Source organism: Oceaniglobus trochenteri, from assembly GCF_020529025.1.
Classification (GTDB): Bacteria; Pseudomonadota; Alphaproteobacteria; order Rhodobacterales; family Rhodobacteraceae; genus Oceaniglobus; species Oceaniglobus trochenteri.
Genome location: NZ_JACNMM010000002.1, coordinates 518,069 through 535,652 on the forward strand (window position 1 = coordinate 518,069; position 17,584 = coordinate 535,652).

The 17,584-nt window shown below is 66.3% G+C and carries 15 protein-coding genes; 6 read left to right on the forward strand and 9 right to left on the reverse strand.

What is annotated here, in order from left to right; genetic code table 11:
* Window positions 1-2,190: a 3-hydroxyacyl-CoA dehydrogenase NAD-binding domain-containing protein gene (locus tag H7828_RS02750; protein ID WP_226779406.1), complete on the forward strand. Its 2,190-nt coding sequence runs from the start codon at window positions 1-3 to the stop codon at window positions 2,188-2,190.
* 5 nt (window positions 2,191-2,195) lie between these two features.
* Here H7828_RS02750 and H7828_RS02755 read toward each other — a convergent pair whose 3' ends face one another.
* Together H7828_RS02755 and H7828_RS02760 are read right to left on the reverse strand one after the other, a co-directional pair.
* Window positions 2,196-2,876, reverse strand: a complete 681-nt coding sequence (locus H7828_RS02755; protein WP_226779407.1) for a Hint domain-containing protein — start codon at window positions 2,874-2,876, stop codon at window positions 2,196-2,198.
* 131 nt (window positions 2,877-3,007) lie between these two features.
* Window positions 3,008-3,652 carry a sulfotransferase family protein gene (locus H7828_RS02760; protein WP_226779408.1) on the reverse strand — a complete coding sequence of 215 codons (645 nt, stop codon included), beginning with the start codon at window positions 3,650-3,652 and terminating at the stop codon, window positions 3,008-3,010.
* Window positions 3,653-3,819: 167 nt separating this feature from the next.
* On the opposite strand from H7828_RS02760, the gene H7828_RS02765 reads away from it, so the two are divergent.
* Together H7828_RS02765 and H7828_RS02770 are read left to right on the forward strand one after the other, a co-directional pair.
* Window positions 3,820-4,836, forward strand: a complete 1,017-nt coding sequence (locus H7828_RS02765; RefSeq protein WP_226779409.1) for a hypothetical protein — start codon at window positions 3,820-3,822, stop codon at window positions 4,834-4,836.
* Between the two features lie 116 nt (window positions 4,837-4,952).
* On the forward strand, window positions 4,953-5,267 hold the full coding sequence (locus tag H7828_RS02770; RefSeq protein ID WP_226779410.1) for a DMT family transporter: 315 nt from the start codon (window positions 4,953-4,955) through the stop codon (window positions 5,265-5,267).
* Window positions 5,268-5,327: 60 nt separating this feature from the next.
* Here the strand turns inward: H7828_RS02770 and H7828_RS02775 are convergent, their stop codons facing one another.
* The 6 genes from H7828_RS02775 to cdd form a co-directional block, all read right to left on the reverse strand.
* Window positions 5,328-6,569 (reverse strand): SPOR domain-containing protein, encoded by a 1,242-nt coding sequence (locus H7828_RS02775; RefSeq protein ID WP_226779411.1) that lies wholly within the window; start codon window positions 6,567-6,569, stop codon window positions 5,328-5,330.
* A gap of 73 nt (window positions 6,570-6,642) precedes the next feature.
* Window positions 6,643-7,281, reverse strand: coding sequence for a uracil phosphoribosyltransferase (gene upp, locus H7828_RS02780; RefSeq protein ID WP_226779412.1), 639 nt, complete (start codon window positions 7,279-7,281; stop codon window positions 6,643-6,645).
* Between the two features lie 260 nt (window positions 7,282-7,541).
* Window positions 7,542-8,528 (reverse strand): adenosine deaminase, encoded by a 987-nt coding sequence (locus H7828_RS02785; protein WP_226779413.1) that lies wholly within the window; start codon window positions 8,526-8,528, stop codon window positions 7,542-7,544.
* Window positions 8,525-9,718 (reverse strand): phosphopentomutase, encoded by a 1,194-nt coding sequence (locus H7828_RS02790; protein ID WP_226779414.1) that lies wholly within the window; start codon window positions 9,716-9,718, stop codon window positions 8,525-8,527. The genes H7828_RS02785 and H7828_RS02790 overlap by 4 nt, the downstream gene beginning before the upstream one ends.
* On the reverse strand, window positions 9,718-10,998 hold the full coding sequence (locus tag H7828_RS02795; RefSeq protein WP_226779415.1) for a thymidine phosphorylase: 1,281 nt from the start codon (window positions 10,996-10,998) through the stop codon (window positions 9,718-9,720). The genes H7828_RS02790 and H7828_RS02795 overlap by 1 nt, the downstream gene beginning before the upstream one ends.
* 4 nt (window positions 10,999-11,002) lie before the next feature.
* A complete protein-coding gene (cdd, locus tag H7828_RS02800; protein ID WP_281070679.1) occupies window positions 11,003-11,575 on the reverse strand; it encodes a cytidine deaminase in 573 nt (190 codons plus the stop codon).
* Here cdd and H7828_RS02805 point away from each other — a divergent pair.
* A complete protein-coding gene (locus H7828_RS02805; RefSeq protein ID WP_226779417.1) occupies window positions 11,504-11,725 on the forward strand; it encodes a DUF3072 domain-containing protein in 222 nt (73 codons plus the stop codon). The genes cdd and H7828_RS02805 overlap by 72 nt on opposite strands.
* On the opposite strand, the gene H7828_RS02810 is transcribed toward H7828_RS02805, so the two are convergent.
* Window positions 11,701-12,792 (reverse strand): cupin domain-containing protein, encoded by a 1,092-nt coding sequence (locus H7828_RS02810; RefSeq protein ID WP_226779418.1) that lies wholly within the window; start codon window positions 12,790-12,792, stop codon window positions 11,701-11,703. The genes H7828_RS02805 and H7828_RS02810 overlap by 25 nt on opposite strands.
* A 160-nt stretch (window positions 12,793-12,952) precedes the next feature.
* Between H7828_RS02810 and H7828_RS02815 the strand changes: the two genes are divergently transcribed.
* Window positions 12,953-15,232, forward strand: coding sequence for an NADP-dependent malic enzyme (locus H7828_RS02815; RefSeq protein WP_226779419.1), 2,280 nt, complete (start codon window positions 12,953-12,955; stop codon window positions 15,230-15,232).
* Between the two features lie 442 nt (window positions 15,233-15,674).
* Window positions 15,675-17,567, forward strand: coding sequence for an AMP-binding protein (locus H7828_RS02820; protein WP_226779749.1), 1,893 nt, complete (start codon window positions 15,675-15,677; stop codon window positions 17,565-17,567).
* Window positions 17,568-17,584 lie beyond the last annotated feature (17 nt).

The following is a 17,584-nucleotide window of genomic DNA, read 5'->3' on the forward strand; positions in this document are numbered from 1 at the left end:
ATGACCGATTTCACCTATGAAGTGGATGCCGACGGCGTAGCCGTGATCACCTGGGACGCGCCGGGCAAGTCGATGAACGTGTTGACCCGCGAGGCGTTCGCGCTGGTCGAAGACCATATCGACCGGGCGCTGGCCGACGACGCCGTGAAGGGCGTGGTCATCACCAGCGGCAAGAAGGATTTCGCCGGGGGGATGGACCTGAACGTGCTGGCCAGCATCCGCGAGGAATCGGGCGAGAACCCGGCGCAGGGGCTGTTCGATTTCACGATGAACGGCCACCGCATCCTGCGCAAGCTGGAGCGCGCGGGGCTGGACCCCAAGACCAACAAGGGCGGCAAGCCTGTCGCCTGCGCGATCAATGGCACCTGTGCGGGCATCGGCACCGAGATCGCCCTGGCCTGTCATCGCCGGTTCATGACCGACAACGAAAAGGCCAGGATCGGCCTGCCGGAAATCCTGCTGGGCATTTTCCCCGGCGGTGGCGGCACCACGCGGTATTCGCGGATGGTGGGGGCCATGGCGGCCTCTCCGGTGCTGCTGGAAGGCAAGATGCTGGACCCGAAAAAGGCGAAATCCGCCTCGCTGGTCGATGAGGTTTCGGCCGATCCGCTGGCCGATGCCAAGGCCTGGGTGCTGTCGGCCGGCGACGCCGACATCGTGAAGCCCTGGGATGTGAAGGGCTGGAAGATGCCGGGCGGCGCGCCCTATCACCCCGCCGGGTTCATGACCTTCGTGGGTGCCTCGGCCATGGTGAATGGCAAGACCCAGGGCGTTTACCCGGCGGCCAAGGCGCTGCTCAGCGCGGTTTACGAGGGGGCCATGGTGCCTTTCGACACGGCGCTGAAGATCGAGGCGCGGTGGTTCACCCATGTGCTGATGAACCCCTCCAGCAGCGCGATGATCCGCAGCCTGTTCATCAACAAGCAGGCGCTGGAAAAAGGTGCGAACCGCCCCGATGTGGCCGATCAGACCGTGAAGAAGGTCGGTGTTCTGGGCGCGGGCATGATGGGGGCCGGTATCGCCCTGGTGTCGGCACTGGCCGGGATCGAGGTTGTCCTTCTGGATCAGAAGCAGGAAGCCGCAGACAAGGGCAAATCCTATACCGCCGATTACATGGACAAGGGGATTTCCCGCAAGAAGGCCACCCCCGAGAAGAAGGACAAGGTGCTGTCGCTGATTACCGCCACCACCGATTATGACGCGCTGAAAGGCTGCGATCTGATCGTCGAGGCGGTGTTCGAGGACATGGGCATCAAGGCCGAGGTGACCAAGGCGGTCGAGGCCGTGGTGGGAAGCGATTGCATCTTCGCCACCAACACCTCGACCCTGCCGATCAGCGACCTGGCCCGCGCCAGCCAGCGGCCCGAACAGTTCATCGGCATCCACTTCTTTTCGCCAGTCGACAAGATGATGCTTGTAGAAATCATCAAGGGCGCGAAAACCGGCGATGTGGCCGTGGCCAAGGCGCTGGATTTCGTGCGCCAGATCCGCAAGACGCCCATCGTGGTGAACGACGCGCGGTTCTTCTACGCCAACCGCTGCATCATTCCCTACATCAACGAAGGCATCCGCATGGTGAAGGAGGGCGTTGCCCCCGCCCTGATCGAAAACGCCGCCAAGATGCTGGGTTTCCCCCTGGGGCCGCTGCAACTGGTGGACGAAACCAGCATCGACCTTGGCGTGAAGATCGCCAAGGCCACCAAGGCGGCCATGGGCGATACCTATCCCGACGAGGCGGTGGACGAGGTTCTGTTCTGGATGGCCGACGAAGGGCGCCTGGGCCGCAAGGCGAAGGCGGGCTTTTATGCCTATGACGACAAGGGCAAGCGCCAGGGCCTGTGGGACGGGCTGTCGAAGTTCCCCGAGGCAGACGATCAACCCGACCTGTCCGAGGTACAGCATCGCCTGATGTTCGCGCAGGTGCTGGAAGCGGTGCGCGCGCTTGAGGATGGCGTGCTGACCGACATCCGCGAAGGCGACGTGGGCGCGATCCTGGGCTGGGGCTTTGCCCCTTGGTCGGGCGGGCCGTTCAGCTGGCTGGATATCCTTGGCGCGGCGCGGGCGGTCGAAATCTGCGACCGGCTGAGCGAAAGCCATGGCGAACGCTTTGCGACGCCGGAAATGCTGCGTGAAATGGCCGCGAAGGGTGAAACTTTCTACGGGCGCGCCGAAGCGCAGCGCGCCGCCTGAGATCGCTATTCCGGCATCGCCCCCCAAAGGGCGGTGTCGGCCCCCGTTTCGATCAGGGTCAGCAGGGCTTCGGCCTGATCCAGCGGCAGGGGCGCATAGGCCGGGGCGCCGGTGGTGTGGGCCATGTCGATCATTTCGGTGACGGCCCGTTTGGCCGGGCAGAAGAACAGCACGCCCATGTTGGCGAACACCACCTGATCGTCGGCAAAGCGCAGGGTGATCACGTCAACCTCGCGCGGCATGGCCACCAGTTCGACGCCCGCACATTCGGCAAGGGCCGCCGCGGGGATCAGCACGAAGGGGTCGCCCAGCACGTCCTCGGCGCAATCGGCCTCGATCATCACCACCTGTTCGGGCAGCAGCATCGTCTCGGTCCGGTTGCCCAGAACGCCCTTGCCCACCCGAAGCGGCCACAGGTGGCGGGGGCAGGCCGTGGGCGAAGACCAGAGATGCCCCCGTTCGACCGCGACAACCTCTTGCATGCCGCCATCAAAGGTCAGAACCCGGTCACCCGGGATGACACCTTCCACCGGGCGCCAGCCCATCGAAGTGGCCACCTGCGTTCCTGCAACCATGCCCGTCGCCAAACCGCCCTTGGCCATGTCACCGCCATCGGCGGCGGCGCTGTGTTCTGCCTGACCCAGCGTCACTTCCTTGGCTCTTCCCCAACTTCCGAAACCGAACATCCCTTAACTTCCCATACTGATACGGCCTTTCTGGCCCCGCTGAACGATTGATCGCGGGGAAACTGGCCGTCACTCCGACGCAAAACCGGCAAATTTGTGTTAATTGCAACTGAGCGTTGATCGCCCTGCAATCAGAACCCGTAGCCGAACCGCGCGATGTCGCGGGCGCAGAGTTCGCCCACCAGGTTGCGCGTTTCCGTGTCATAAAGGCTGCGATAGCCAGCCGGGCGGCGCGATGGGTTCGCATGGGGCACCGCCAGCGCAAAGCCGAGGTGGGCCTCGAATGTGGCAAGATCGCGGCCCAGATGTTCCAGCCGCAGGAACAGCGCCGGACGCTCGGCCCCGTCCGATCCGGTGACGTAATGGGCAAACCCCTCACCGGCGAAGCTGCGCCGCGTCACCGGGTGGCGTAGGAAATCACCAAAGGCCAAGGTCTTTGCCAGGGGAACGGCGGGGTGGTCGAAGGTCTGATCGCGCAACCAGTGATAGTAGCTGGCCATCCTGTCCCATGGATTGCGCACGAGGGTCACCACCATCATGCGGGCCATCTCCTCGGGCGGCAGGATGCCTTCGATATCCGCAAGGGTCGAATGCTTCCAAAGCCGCCCCCGCGCGGTCAGCCCCTTCAGCCGCCCCCGCCGCCGCCGCGCCTTGGGGGTGTCGCCGATCAGGATATCGTCCTTCATCGCCCGCGCCTCCAGCGCCAGGGCAAGCGAAGTGCCGCCCGTCTTGGGCGCATGGGCAAAGATGTATCCGCGACCGGGCGAAATGATCATGCAAAGGCCAATAGCGCCCGCCTGTCGCCACATCAATCGTTTCGCGCCCACCCCGCCCGATTGCGCCGCAGACAGGGGCCGATCGCGATTGTCGCCACCTGCCGATTGCCCTATCATTGCGTACAATAATGACAGTGAGGCGGCCGCAAACCCCGCCCGGCAGGTAAATGACAGCGCTGAACGAATACGAACGGCTTGAAACCACCGGCATCTGGCGCGCCAGCCCCTATACCCAACGGCGCGACGTTGTCGTTTCCCTGGGCGATGCCACGCTTGCCATCTACGACATGAACGAAACCGCGCTGGCCCATTGGTCGCTGGCGGCGGTCCAACGCGAGAACCCGGGCACCCTGCCTGCCCTGTTCAGCCCCGGTGCCGACGCCGAAGAACGGTTGGAGATCGACGACGACACCATGATCGCCGCCATCGAAAAGGTGCGCCGCGTGGTCGACCGGCACCGCCCCAAGCGCGGCCGCCTGCGGTATTACCTGATGGCCGGGTGCCTGGCGGCGGTCACGGCGCTGGCGGTGTTCTGGCTGCCCCAGGCGATGATCCGCCACACGGTCAAGGTGGTGCCCCCCGCCAGCCGCGCCGACATTGGCGCCCAACTGCTGGAAACGATCCAGCGGGTGGCGGGCCGCCCCTGCGCCAGCGACACCGCGACCGAGACGCTGGAAACCCTGGCGCGCCGGATGCTGCCCGACCGCAAGGTGCGCATGGTGGTGCTTTCCCGCGGGGTCAGCGCCTCAGAACATCTGCCGGGCGGTTATATCCTTCTGAACCGCGCCCTGATCGAGGATTTCGAAGGCCCCGCCCCCCTGGCCGGCTATATCCTGGCCGAGGATGAACGCGCCCGACAGCTAGACCCGCTGGAGCGTCTGTTGCTTTCGACCGGCGCGGCATCGGCCTTCCGCCTGCTGATCACCGGCCACATGGATGTTGCCACGCTTGAAGCCTACGCCGAAAAGCTGCTGCTGCAACCGCCCCTGAAGATCGACACCCAGGATCTCCTGGAACGCTTCCGCCTGGCCGGTGTCAGCGCGACACCCTATGCCTATGCTCTGGACATTTCCGGCGAAGCCACCCTGCCCCTGATCGAGGGCGACCCCATCGCCCCCGAAGACAGCCGCACCATCCTGAACGACGGCCAATGGGTGACCCTGCAGGGCATCTGCGGCGAATAGACTTCGATCCAGACATTGACCCCGGCGCGGCAATGCCTAAATAGCGGATGAGAGGACGACCTCCCCACATCGGGCAGCTTCGTCGGGACGACCCGACCTGCAAAGGAGGGGGCGTCATGTCCTGGATATTCCTCATCATCGCCGGCGGTCTTGAAATCGTCTGGTCCGCCGCCATGAAACAATCGGCCGGCTTTACCCGGTTGGCACCCAATCTGCTGATGCTGGTCGCCATGGTCGGGTCATTCGGGCTTCTCGCGCTGGCCATGCGCAACCTGCCCCTTGGCACGGCCTACATGATCTGGACGGGGATCGGCGCGGTCGGGGCCTTCGTTCTGGGGGTGGTGCTGTTTGACGAACCGCTCAGCCCGGCGCGGATCTGCGCAGCCCTGCTGATCGTCGCGGGGATGATCCTGATGAAACTGTCCCAGTAACGAAACGGGCGGCGCAGCCCCCTGCACCGCCCGAAAAGCTGTTGTCGCCCTGACCTGCGCTCAATTGCGCAGGAAGGCATCCGCAAAACCGGCCCGGCGCGCCGCCGACAAGGCGCTCTGCGCCTGACCGGCATCGCCGAAGGGCCCGGCCATGACGATCTGCAGGGCGCGCCCCTTGCGGTTGACGGTGCCGATCCGCACCGGCAGCCCCGCCTGCTGAAGCCGCGCCGCCGTCTTGCGGGCGTTACCCTCGACGCCGAAGGTGCCCACCTGAACGTAGCGCCCGCCGCCCGCCTTGGGCGCCACCCGGGCGCTGGCCACGGCGGGGGCGCGGACCGACTTGGTGGAATAGGTCGGGTTGACGCCGGATTTCAGGATCGTCTGCCCCGTGCGCTTCGATACGGCAAGCTGGCTCTTGTGCACGATCATCCGCTGGCCCGATCCGGTGCGCACCACGATGTGCTGACCGCCCGCCAGGTCACGCTTCTGCTTGGCGTAATCGGTGTAGGGGTAGACAAGATAATTATAGTCGCGCGTCACATCGGCGCCGGTGCGGTTGTCGACCAGGCGGCGCGGCACCGTCTGCGTCCAGACCAGCGCGGTCTGCAACGCCCCCGACAGCAACTGCTTGCCCCGGTTCGGGTTCAGGCGATCATCCTTCCAGACGTTGCGATACCCCTTGGGCACCTGCACCGGCGCGGGCGCCGTCACGGGAAGCGAACGCACGACAGGCGTGCCCGCACCACCCCGCAACAGCACCGCCCCACCCGAGGGATGCTCGGCCTGCGGGCCGCAGCGGGCGCCGGGGTTGATGTATTGCGCCGAAATCGCCGAGGCACCGGGACAGCTCCCGCGCACCTGGCGCACCTGCGCGCTTTGCACCACGGGCGCAGGGGCCACCGGGCGCGTCACGACACGGGGCTGGGCAACCACAGGGCGCTGCACCACCACACGGGGGCGCTCCGGCGCAACGACGGGTGCGCTGGCCGTCGGGGCGGGCGTTCCGGGCGCATCGGCGATGACCGGCGCATCGGCACGGCGCACGGTGCTGGGGGTGAAGCCGCACAGCTTCTTCCGCGACCGCGACACGCGCGGCACCCAGGTCACCGCGCCATCGAACCCGGCCCGCACAAAGACGCAGCCCGCACTGTCGACATATTGCCTGCCGGTATAGCTTGACGGTGGAAACTCGGCCGGCTGGTCATTGGCGGTGATCAGCTGCGCCTCGGCCGGCGCCCCGATGGAAAGCCCGATCGCCATGGCAGCGGCGACGGCATATGCACTTGCACGCAAGGTTCTCATGAAATGTGCCCCCACACATCTGATTTTCAACGACGATGCCGGAATTGCCCCCCTGGGTAAAGTCCAATTCGCCTTATTTTGTACCGAACATCCGGTCGCCCGCATCGCCAAGCCCGGGCACGATATAGCCCCGGTCATCCAGCCTTTCGTCCAGCGCCGCCGTGACGATCGGCACGTCCGGATGCGCCTCCTTCATCCGCGCCACACCCTCGGGGGCGGCCAGCAGACAGAGAAACCGGATATCCTTGGCGCCCGACTGCTTCAGCAGGTCGATGGCCGCAACCGAGGAATTGCCCGTGGCCAGCATCGGATCGACGGCGATCACCAAACGCTCATCCAGCTCCGAGGGCAGCTTGCAGTAATACTGCACCGGCTCCAGCGTCTTTTCATCCCGGTAAAGCCCGACAAACCCCACCCGCGCCGAAGGCACCAGCTCGAGAATACCATCCAGAAGCCCGTTGCCCGCCCGCAGGATCGACACCAAAGCCAGCTTGCGCCCGTCCAGAACCGGCGCATCCATCGGACAGACCGGCGTGTCGATCCGCCGGGTGGTCATCGCCAGGTTGTCGGTGATCTCATAGGCCAGAAGCTGCGAAATCTCGCGCAGAAGCTGGCGAAACACGGCGGTGGGCGTGTCGCGGTCGCGCATCAGCGTCAGCTTGTGCTGCACCAGCGGGTGGCGAACGACGGTCAGATGTTCGAGGGTCGACATGGCAGTGTCCTTTGGCAGCGGCGGTTGCCATCGGGATAGCCCGCCCCGCCCCCGGGGTAAAGCGCCCGCTGGGCCCGCGGCTTGCGCGCCCCTTCCATCTTTGGTCCACAAATATCCATGCCCGGGCGGAAAACCCGGTTCTCGGCCTGAAAGGCTCCTGCACCGGAAACCAACCGCCGCCCTTTATCCGCGGCTCGGTCCGCCTGACACGGGCGCTTCCGAAAAAATGTCGGGGCGCGCGCCAGCGCGCCGCCGCCAGGTCAGCGCCCCGCCAAACGCTTCAGAAGGGCTTCACGGGTGTCCTTGTCGCAGAAGGCCGCCTCGGCGCTGGTCCGCTCGATATCCTCGAAAACGCCGTCGTCCCAATCGAAGACCTCGGCCAGCATGTCGTATTCGTGGCTCATGGTGGTATGGAAGAATGGCGGATCGTCGGTCGAAACCGTCACCTTCACCCCGCGTTCGCGCAGCCGGTGGATCGGGTGGTCGCGCCAGCGCGGATAGACCCCCAGCGCGATGTTCGATCCCGGGCAGACCTCAAGCACCACGCCATCCTCGGCCAGCCGGTCCACCAGCGCCAAATCGTCGATGGCCTGCACGCCATGTCCGATCCTCTCGACCCGCAGATCGTCCAGCGTGTCGCGCACCGACTGCGCCCCGCCCCATTCGCCCGCATGGGCGGTCAGCCGCAGGCCCGCCTCGCGCGCCATGTCGAAGGACCAGGCGAAATCCCCGGGTTTGCCGGCCATCTCGTCGCCCCCGATGCCGAAGCCGACAATCCAGTCGCCCGCCGTTTCCGCCGCGCAGCGCGCGGTTTCGCGGGCCTTTTCGGGCCCGAAATGGCGAATGCAGGTGACGATGCCGCGCAGGATGATGCCATCGGCGCGCTCGGCCTCGGCTGCCGCTTCCTGCATGGCGTGCAGGTATTCGCGCCAGGCCGCCACATCGCGCCCGCCGCAGAAATCGGGCGATACGAAGGTTTCGGCATAGATCACGCCGTGTTCGGCGCATTCGGCCAGAACCGCGCGGGTAAGACGGGCATAATCCTCGGGCGTGGTCAGAACGCTGGTCGCCGCTTCGTAGACGCGCAGGAATTCGGGAAAGCCATTGTAGGCATAGTGGCCCCTTTCATCGAAGATCCGCCCGATGTCGGCGTTCTTTTCCTTGGCAAGGCCCCGGATGAAGGCGGGCGGCGCCGCGCCCTCCAGGTGCAGGTGCAGTTCGATCTTGGGGCGGCTGGACAGGCTCACAGGAAGCTCCTTCCTCGTTTGGGCGTCGGCAATCCAAGGTGCGCGGCGACCGAGGCGGCCACGTCGACAAAGGCGCAGTGGCCGATCTCACCCGTCCCTGCCCCGGCCACCAGAACCGGAACCCGTTCGCGGGTGTGTTCGGTGCCCCGCCAGGTGGGGTCGTTGCCATGGTCGGCGGTGACGATCAGGATGTCGCCCTCTTGCATCCGCGCGGTCAGATCGGGCAGTGCGGCATCGAACCATTCAAGGTGGCGGGCATATCCGGCCACGTCGCGGCGATGCCCATAGACCGAATCGAACTCGACGAAATTGGCAAAGATCAGGGCCTTTTCGTCGGCGCTGTCGATCCGCCCCGCAAGGGCCGTCAGCAGGTCTGCGTCGAACCCCTTGTCGACGGTGTCGATCCCCTGCATCGAGAAGATATCGCCGATCTTGCCCACCGCATGCACCTTGCCCCCCGCCCCCTGCACCCAGTCGCACAGCGAGGGTTCGGGCAGGGCGATGGCGTAATCGTGCCGGTTGGCGGTCCGGCGGAAATCGCCGTCGACGCCGACAAAGGGACGGGCGATGACGCGCCCCACCTTCATGGCGTGCAGGGCCGGCGCCAGGTCGGCGCAGAGCTTTTCCAGCCGGTCCAGCCCGAAGGCCTCTTCATGGGCGGCAATCTGGAACACGCTGTCCGCCGAGGTATAGCAGATCGGCCAGCCGGTTTTCAGGTGCTCGCCGCCCAGACGCTCGATCACCTCGGTCCCCGAGGCATGACAGTTGCCCAGGATGCCATCGGTTCCGGCCAAGGCGCAGACCTGCGCGGTCAGAACATCGGGAAAGGCGGGGGTTTCGTCGGGAAAGACCGTCCATTCCCACGGGACCGGCACGCCCGCCAGTTCCCAATGCCCCGAGGGCGTGTCCTTGCCGCGCGACACCTCGGTCGCAGCCCCCCAGCGCCCCGTCGGACGCGCCATCAGCCCCGGCGTGGCATCCCCCGAGGCCAGGCGCACCGCCGCCCCAAGCCCCAGCGCGTCGAGGTTGGGCAGGTGCAGCGGACCGCTGCGCCCCTCGTCGCCCTGCCCCGCCGCGCAGGCCTGGGCGATATGGGCAAGGGTATTGGCACCCGCATCGCCGAAATCACCGGCATCGGGCGCACCGCCGCATCCGACGGAATCAAGCACGATCAGGATGGCGCGTGGCATCAGCGGATTTCCTCGTGAATCAGGGGGGGAAGATCGGGCGGCGCGCCGATATGGATGGCCGCCCCCAGGGCAGCGGCGGCGGCATCGGCGCCTGCCGCGTCGGCGGCATGGATGCGCAGCAGCGGCGCGCCCTTTTCGACGGCATCACCAAGGCGCAAGACCAGCGACAGGCCGACGGCGGGGTCGATCCTGTCGGTTTCGCGTTGCCGCCCGCCACCAAGGCGCACCACCGCCATGCCAAGCGCGACGCCGTCGATCGCCGCGACATGGCCGGTTTCGGGGGCCGGCAGATCGCGGATCACGGGGGCGACGGGCAGATGCGCGCGCCAGTTCCGCGCGAAATCGCCGGGCCCGCCCAGAGCCGCGATCATCCTGCCAAAGCATTCGGCGGCGCGCCCGTCCCGCAGGGTCGCGGCCAGATCGCCCCCCTGCCCCGACATGTCCAGCAGCGCCGCGCCAAGGGCCAGCGCGACCTGCGCCAGCGGGCTATCCGTGGCACCGTTCAACACCGCCATGACCTCGGCCAGTTCCACGGCATTGCCGACCGAAGCGGCCAGCGGCTGGTTCATGTCGGTGATCAGCGCCATGGTCGGGCAGCCCGCGCCATTGGCAGTCGCCACCAGTTGCCGGGCCAGGGCGCGGGCCTCGTCCGCCGTGGCCATGAAGGCGCCGCTGCCTGCCTTCACGTCCAGCACCAGCGCGCCGATCCCGCCGGCCAGCTTCTTGGACAGGATCGAGGCGGTGATCAGGTCGATGCTTTCCACCGTCGCCGTCACGTCTCGGATGGCGTAAAGCCGCTTGTCCGCCGGGGCGATCCGCCCGGTGGCCGAGACGATGGCACAGCCGACATCGCCCACGATGGCGCGAAACCGCGCCTCATCGACCGAGGTATCGACGCCCGGAATGGATTCAAGCTTGTCCAGCGTGCCGCCCGAATGGCCCAGCCCCCGCCCCGAGATCATCGGCACGTAACACCCGAGCGCCGCCAGCGCCGGCGCCAAGATCAGCGACACCGGATCACCGATGCCCCCGGTCGAATGCTTGTCGATCACCGGGCCGGGCAGATCCCAGGCCAGAACATCGCCGCTGTCGCGCATCCCTTCGGTCAGAGCCACCGCGCCGCCGTTGCCCAGCCCGTTCAGGCAGGCCGCCATGGCAAAGGCACCCGCCTGCGCATCGCTGACCCGGCCATCGGCCAGGCCCAGCGCGAAGTCGCGCAGTGCCGCCGCATCGGGCGCACGCCCGGCCCGCAGATCGGCGATGACGGCGCGGGCATCCATCGCCCTAGACGTTGTCCATGTGCGAGGCATCGAACCGCCCCGGCAGCAATTCGCCCACCGTCATGGTTTCGGCCTTCCCGCCGGTGGTGGCCATGGTGACAGGCACATCATTGGCGGCAAATTCGGCCAGCTTCTGACGGCAGCCGCCGCAGGGGGGCACCGGCGTGGGGCTGTCGGCGATCACATAGGCCTCGGCGATCACCCGCTCACCGGCCGCGACCATGGCGGCGATGGCGCCCGCCTCGGCACATGTGCCTTCGGGATAGGCCACGTTTTCGACGTTGCAGCCGACGAAAATGGTCCCGGCCTCGGTGCGCAGGGCGGCGCCCACCTTGAACCCGGAATAGGGCGCATGGGCGTTTTCGCGCACCTGGCGGGCTGCTGTCTTGAGTGTCACTTGCTGCTCCTTCGCCACGTTGTCGGCCCATGGTGCCGACTGTCCTGACCGGGCGCAAGGGGAACTGCGCCGACCCGCCCGGCGTTTGCACAGGGAAAGGAGAACACCATGCCCAAGCACGAAGATCCGGAAATCGCCCCGGCAAGCGCGATTGGTGCCGTTCCCACTGTCGACACCCATGGCGATGAACCGATGACCGACAAACAGGCCGCCTATCTTCGCAACCTCTGCGACAAGACCGGCGAAGCCTTCGACACCGCCCTGTCCCGCCGTCAGGCGAACGAGCGGATCGAGGCCCTGCGCTGTCAGGTCGAAGACAGAAGCGTCTGAAAGACCCCGGGCAGGGACACCTCGAGAAGTTCGAAATCGTCGCTTGCCCGGGCGAAACGGGTGTCCATGTCGGGCGGAATGACAAAGGCATCCCCCGCCGACAGGGCAAAGGGCGCCCGCCCCTCGCCCTCAAGCATCATCGTGCCTTCCATGACGAAGCCGAACAGGATGTCGGCGTCATGGCGCACCATCGGCACGTCACCCTTTCCCTTCCGCGCAACCTGCACCCCCGCCACGTTGCCCGTATGCTGCGCGATGGTGGTGTCGCGTGCGGTGAAACCGGGCACGCGGAAGGGTTTCCAATCCGCCGTTTCGGCGCGGTGGTGAACGAACCGCTGGCCCTGGAAGAGGCGTTCGGGATTCACCCTTTCATTGGGCAGATCCATGTCGTGGTCGATGGTCGTGACATGTTCCGCCGGAACGCCGATCTCGATCACCTCGATATTGTCGCTGGCAAACAGCACGCGGTGGCGGATTTCGGGCGGCTGGATCACGCAGTTCCCGGCGTGCAGGCGGAAGGGCGGGCCCTGATCCTCGTAGACCAGATCGACCCAGCCGCGATAGCAGAAGATCAACTGGAACCCCACCGTGTGATAGTGGACCATGTCGGGCACCGGGCCGCCATCGGGGATGCGGATGTGGCTGGCGATGATCGACCCGCCCAGCCTGTCAGGAATGAGATCGCGATACTGCATCCCGGCCCGCCCGATCACCCAGGGCGCCTGATCGGCCAGGCGGCGCACCACGAAGGAATGGACGGTCTGCGGCATCACCAGCGGCGGGTTCAACTCGGCAATCTCGACCCGTGTTCCGTTGGGCGCCGTCAGTTCCAGGGCGCCACCGGCAAACCCATGCGGATCGTCGGTCAGGATGCGGAGCGTTGCAGGGGGTTCATCGGCCCCCTTTTCAACCCGCAACCGCAGGCCATGGCCCGAGAACACCGCCACCTGCGGATCGTCGGCCGGATAGATCATGTCCAACCGCATGCCCAGCACCTTGGTGAAGAAGGGAATGTCGTCGCGCAGTTCCTGAGTGGAAAGACGGATTTCCGCGCGAATCTGGGCCATTTTCTTTTCCCATTTGAAAGTGTTGCCGGGTTCGCGCAACTGTGGGATCCCTTTCATCATTTGACAAGACGCCCGCAACCGCCGGATATGGGCGAACCCCGGGCCCACACGCGGCCCCGGCATCACATACGACCACGCCCCAATTCGAAAGGCCCCCATCATGGACGACGCCAAGAAGGAAAGCCTTAGGCAGGCCGCGCTGGATTATCACCAGTTTCCCAAACCCGGAAAGCTTGAGATCCGCGCAACCAAGCCCCTGGCAAATGGCCGCGACCTGTCGCGCGCCTACTCTCCCGGCGTCGCCGAGGCCTGCCTGGAAATCAAGGCCAACCCCGACACCGCCCGCGACTATACCTCGCGCGGCAATCTTGTCGCCGTGGTTTCCAACGGCACCGCCGTGCTGGGGCTGGGCAACATCGGCGCGCTGGCCTCCAAGCCGGTGATGGAGGGCAAGGCCGTCCTGTTCAAGAAATTCGCCAACATCGATTGTTTCGACATCGAGCTGAACGAGAACGACCCCGAAAAGCTGGCCGATATCGTCTGTGCGCTGGAACCCACCTTCGGTGCGATCAACCTGGAAGACATCAAGGCACCCGACTGTTTCATCGTCGAAAAGCTGTGCCGCGAGCGCATGAACATCCCGGTGTTTCACGACGACCAGCACGGCACGGCCATCGTCGTGGGCGCGGCGGCCACCAATGCCCTGCGCGTGGCGGGCAAGCGGTTCGAGGACATCAAGGTGGTGTCGACGGGCGGCGGCGCGGCGGGAATCGCCTGTCTCAACATGCTGCTGAAACTGGGCGTGCAGCGCGAAAACGTCTGGCTTTGCGATCTGGCCGGGCTGGTCCACGAGGGCCGCACCGAGGACATGACCGAACAGAAGGCCGCCTTCGCGCAACCCGGCGGACCGCGCGCCTTGATGGACGTGATCGAGGGCGCCGACCTGTTCCTGGGCCTTTCGGGCCCCGGTGTCCTGAAACAGGACATGGTGGCGAAGATGGCCAATGATCCGGTGATCTTTGCCCTGGCCAATCCCAACCCCGAAATCGACCCGGACGAGGCGCGCGCCGTCGCCCCCGGCGCCCTGATCGCCACCGGGCGCAGCGATTACCCCAACCAGGTGAACAACGTCCTGTGTTTCCCGTTCATCTTCCGCGGCGCGCTGGACGTGGGCGCGACCGAGATCAATGACGAGATGAAGATCGCCTGCATCGTGGGCATCGCCGCCCTGGCCCGCGCCACCACCAGCGCCGAGGCCGCCGCCGCCTATCAGGGCGAACAGATGACCTTCGGGCCCGATTACCTGATCCCGAAACCCTTCGATCCGCGCCTGATGGGCGTGGTCGCCAGCGCCGTGGCCAAGGCCGCGATGGAAACCGGAGTGGCCACCCGGCCGATCCCCGACATGGCGGCCTACAAGGCCAAGCTGGACGGCTCGGTCTTCAAGTCGGCCATGATCATGCGCCCGGTCTTCGAGGCCGCCGCCACCGCCGAACGGCGCATCGTCTTTGCCGAGGGCGAGGACGAGCGCGTGCTGCGCGCCGCCTCGGCCATGCTGGAGGACACGACGGACAAGCCGATCCTGATCGGCCGCCCCGATGTCATCGAAAGCCGGGCAGAACGCGCGGGCCTTGCCATCCGGCCAGGCCGCGACTTCGAGATCGTGAACCCCGAGAACGACCCGCGCTATCGCGATTACTGGGGCACCTACCACGAGATCATGCAGCGCAAGGGCGTCACCCCCGACCTGGCCAAGGCCATCATGCGCACCAACACCACCGCCATCGGCGCCGTCATGGTCCACCGCGAGGAAGCCGATTCGCTGATCTGCGGCACCTTCGGTCAGTATCTGTGGCACCTGAACTATATCGAACAGATCCTGGGCACCCCCGATCTGCACCCGGTGGGCGCGTTGTCGCTGATGATCCTGGAAGACGGGCCGCTGTTCATCGCCGATACCCAGGTGAACCCGACCCCCACCCCCCAGCAGATCGCCAATACCGTGATCGGCGCCGCCCGGCATGTCCGCCGCTTCGGGGTGGAGCCCAAGATCGCGCTCTGTTCCCATTCGCAATTCGGCAACCTGAACTGCGATACCGGCATCCGCATGCGCGACGCATTGGCGATCCTCGACGCCCAGCCGCGCAATTTTGCCTACGAGGGCGAAATGCAGGCCGATGCGGCACTGAACCCGCAACTGCGCGAGAGGATCTATCCCAACAGCCGGTTCGAGGGGCAGGCCAACGTGTTGATCTTCGCCAATACCGACGCCGCCTCGGGGGCGCGCAACATCCTGAAGCTGAAGGCCGGGGGGCTGGAGGTGGGGCCGATCCTGATGGGCATGGGCAACCGCGCCCATATCGTCACCCCGTCGATCACCGCGCGCGGCCTTCTGAACATGAGTGCCGTCGCCGGCACGCCGGTAGCGCATTACGGATAAGGCAGAGGGGGGCTGTCTGCCCCCCGATGGCTGCGCCATCCCCCCCGAGGATATTTGAAGACCAAAGATGCAAAAAGGCCCGCCGCCCCCGGTTGGGGATGGCGGGCCTTTTCGGCCGGTGCCTTTCCTACTTGCGTGGCGGTTGCTTTTTCGATGTCGGCGCCGCGGGGGCGATCATCGGTTCGATCTTCGCGCCCGGTTTGGACGGCTGTTTCATCTTCTTCTTCGGATTCTTGTCGCCCATGGCAACGTGTCCTTGATTTTGGGACCGGCCCAATGCCGCTGTCCCATGGGATAAGCATGCCGCAGATTCCGCCACGCTGCGCATCCGAAACCGACCTGCGTGTCGAAAACCGCCCACGGTGCGCGGTATCGCGCCGCTTGCCGCAGGGCCACCCGGGGGCGTAGAACCGAGGCAATGCACGAACGGGAGGCGCGCACCATGGGATACCGGGACATCTATCAAGGCTGGCGGGACGACCCCGAGGGGTTCTGGCTGGAGCAGGCGCGCGCCATCGACTGGGACGTCGCACCGACCCGCGCCCTGAACGACAGCCGCGCGCCGTTCTATACCTGGTTCGACGATGCCATGGGCAACACCTGCCACAATGCCGTCGACCGCCACGTCGCCGCGGGGCGCGGCGATCAGCCCGCGATCATCTGGGACAGCCCGATGACCGGTTCGAAATCCACCACCACCTTCACCCAGTTGCAGGAGCAGACCGCCCGCCTGGCCGGCGCCCTGGCGGCCAGGGGCGTGGTCAAAGGCGACCGGGTGATCATCTACATGCCCATGGTGCCCGAGGCCCTGGTGGCGATGCTGGCCTGCACCCGGATCGGCGCGGTGCATTCGGTGGTCTTTGGCGGCTTTTCGGCCCATGAACTGGCCAAGCGGCTGGACGACGCCACCCCCAAGGCGGTGATCGCCGGTTCCTGCGGGTTGGAGCCGGGGCGCGTGGTGGCCTACAAGCCGCTTCTGGACGGCGCCATCGCCGAGGCGCGCCACCAGCCCGAGTTCTGCGTGATCTTCCAGCGCGACCAGCAGCGCGCCGACCTGACCGAGGGACGCGACATCGACTGGCACGCCTTCCAGGAGGGCGCCGCCCCTGCCCCCTGCCTGCCCGTCGAGGGCAGCCATCCGGCCTATATCCTCTATACCTCGGGGACCACCGGCCAGCCCAAGGGGGTGGTGCGCGCCACCGCCGGGCACATGGTGGGGCTGCACTGGACCATGAAGAATGTATACAACGTCGATCCGGGCGATGTGTTCTGGGCGGCTTCGGATGTGGGCTGGGTCGTCGGGCACAGCTATATCTGCTATGCTCCGCTTCTGGCGGGCAACACCACCGTGGTGTTCGAGGGCAAGCCCGTGGGCACCCCCGATGCGGGCACCTTCTGGCGGGTGATTTCCGAGCATAACGTGCGCAGCTTCTTCACCGCGCCCACGGCCTTTCGCGCCATCAAACGGGAAGATCCCGACTGCCGCTGTCTCGAGGAATACGACATCTCGTGCCTGCGTATCCTTTACCTGGCAGGCGAAAGGGCCGACCCCGACACCGTGGAATGGGCCCAGCGGCACCTGCAGATCCCCGTGATCGACCATTGGTGGCAGACCGAGACCGGCTATACCATTGTCGGCAACCCCATGGGGATCGAACCGCTGCCGGTGAAGGTAGGCTCGCCCACCGTGCCCATGCCCGGCTATGACGTGCAGATCCTGGACGAGGCCGGCCACCCGGTGCCCCCCGGCACCCTGGGCGCCATCGCGCTGAAGCTGCCCCTGCCGCCCGGCACCCTGCCCACGCTCTGGCAGGCGGAAGACAGGTTTCGCAAGGCCTACCTCGACCATTTTCCCGGCTATTACGAAACCGGCGATGCGGGCTATGTCGACGAAGACGGCTATGTCTTCATCATGGCCCGCACCGATGACGTGATCAACGTCGCCGGGCATCGCCTGTCGACGGGCGCGATGGAGGAGGTTCTGGCGGGCCATCCCGATGTGGCCGAATGCGCCGTGATCGGTGTGGCCGACCCGGTGAAGGGCCAGGTTCCAATGGGCCTGATCTGCCTGTCGAAAGGGGTGGAGAAACCGCACGCCGAGATCGAGGCCGAATGCGTGGCCCGCGTGCGCGAGAGGATCGGCCCGGTCGCGTCGTTCCGGCTGTGCAAGGTGGTGGAGCGTCTGCCCAAGACACGCTCGGGCAAGATACTGCGCGCCACCATGGGCAAGATCGCCGATGGCGAGACGTTCAAGGCCCCCGCCACCATCGACGACCCGGCCATCCTGGACGAAATCGCGGCGGCCCTGCGCGCGTTGGACTATCCGGCCCGCTGAGACCTGCGCGGCCGGGT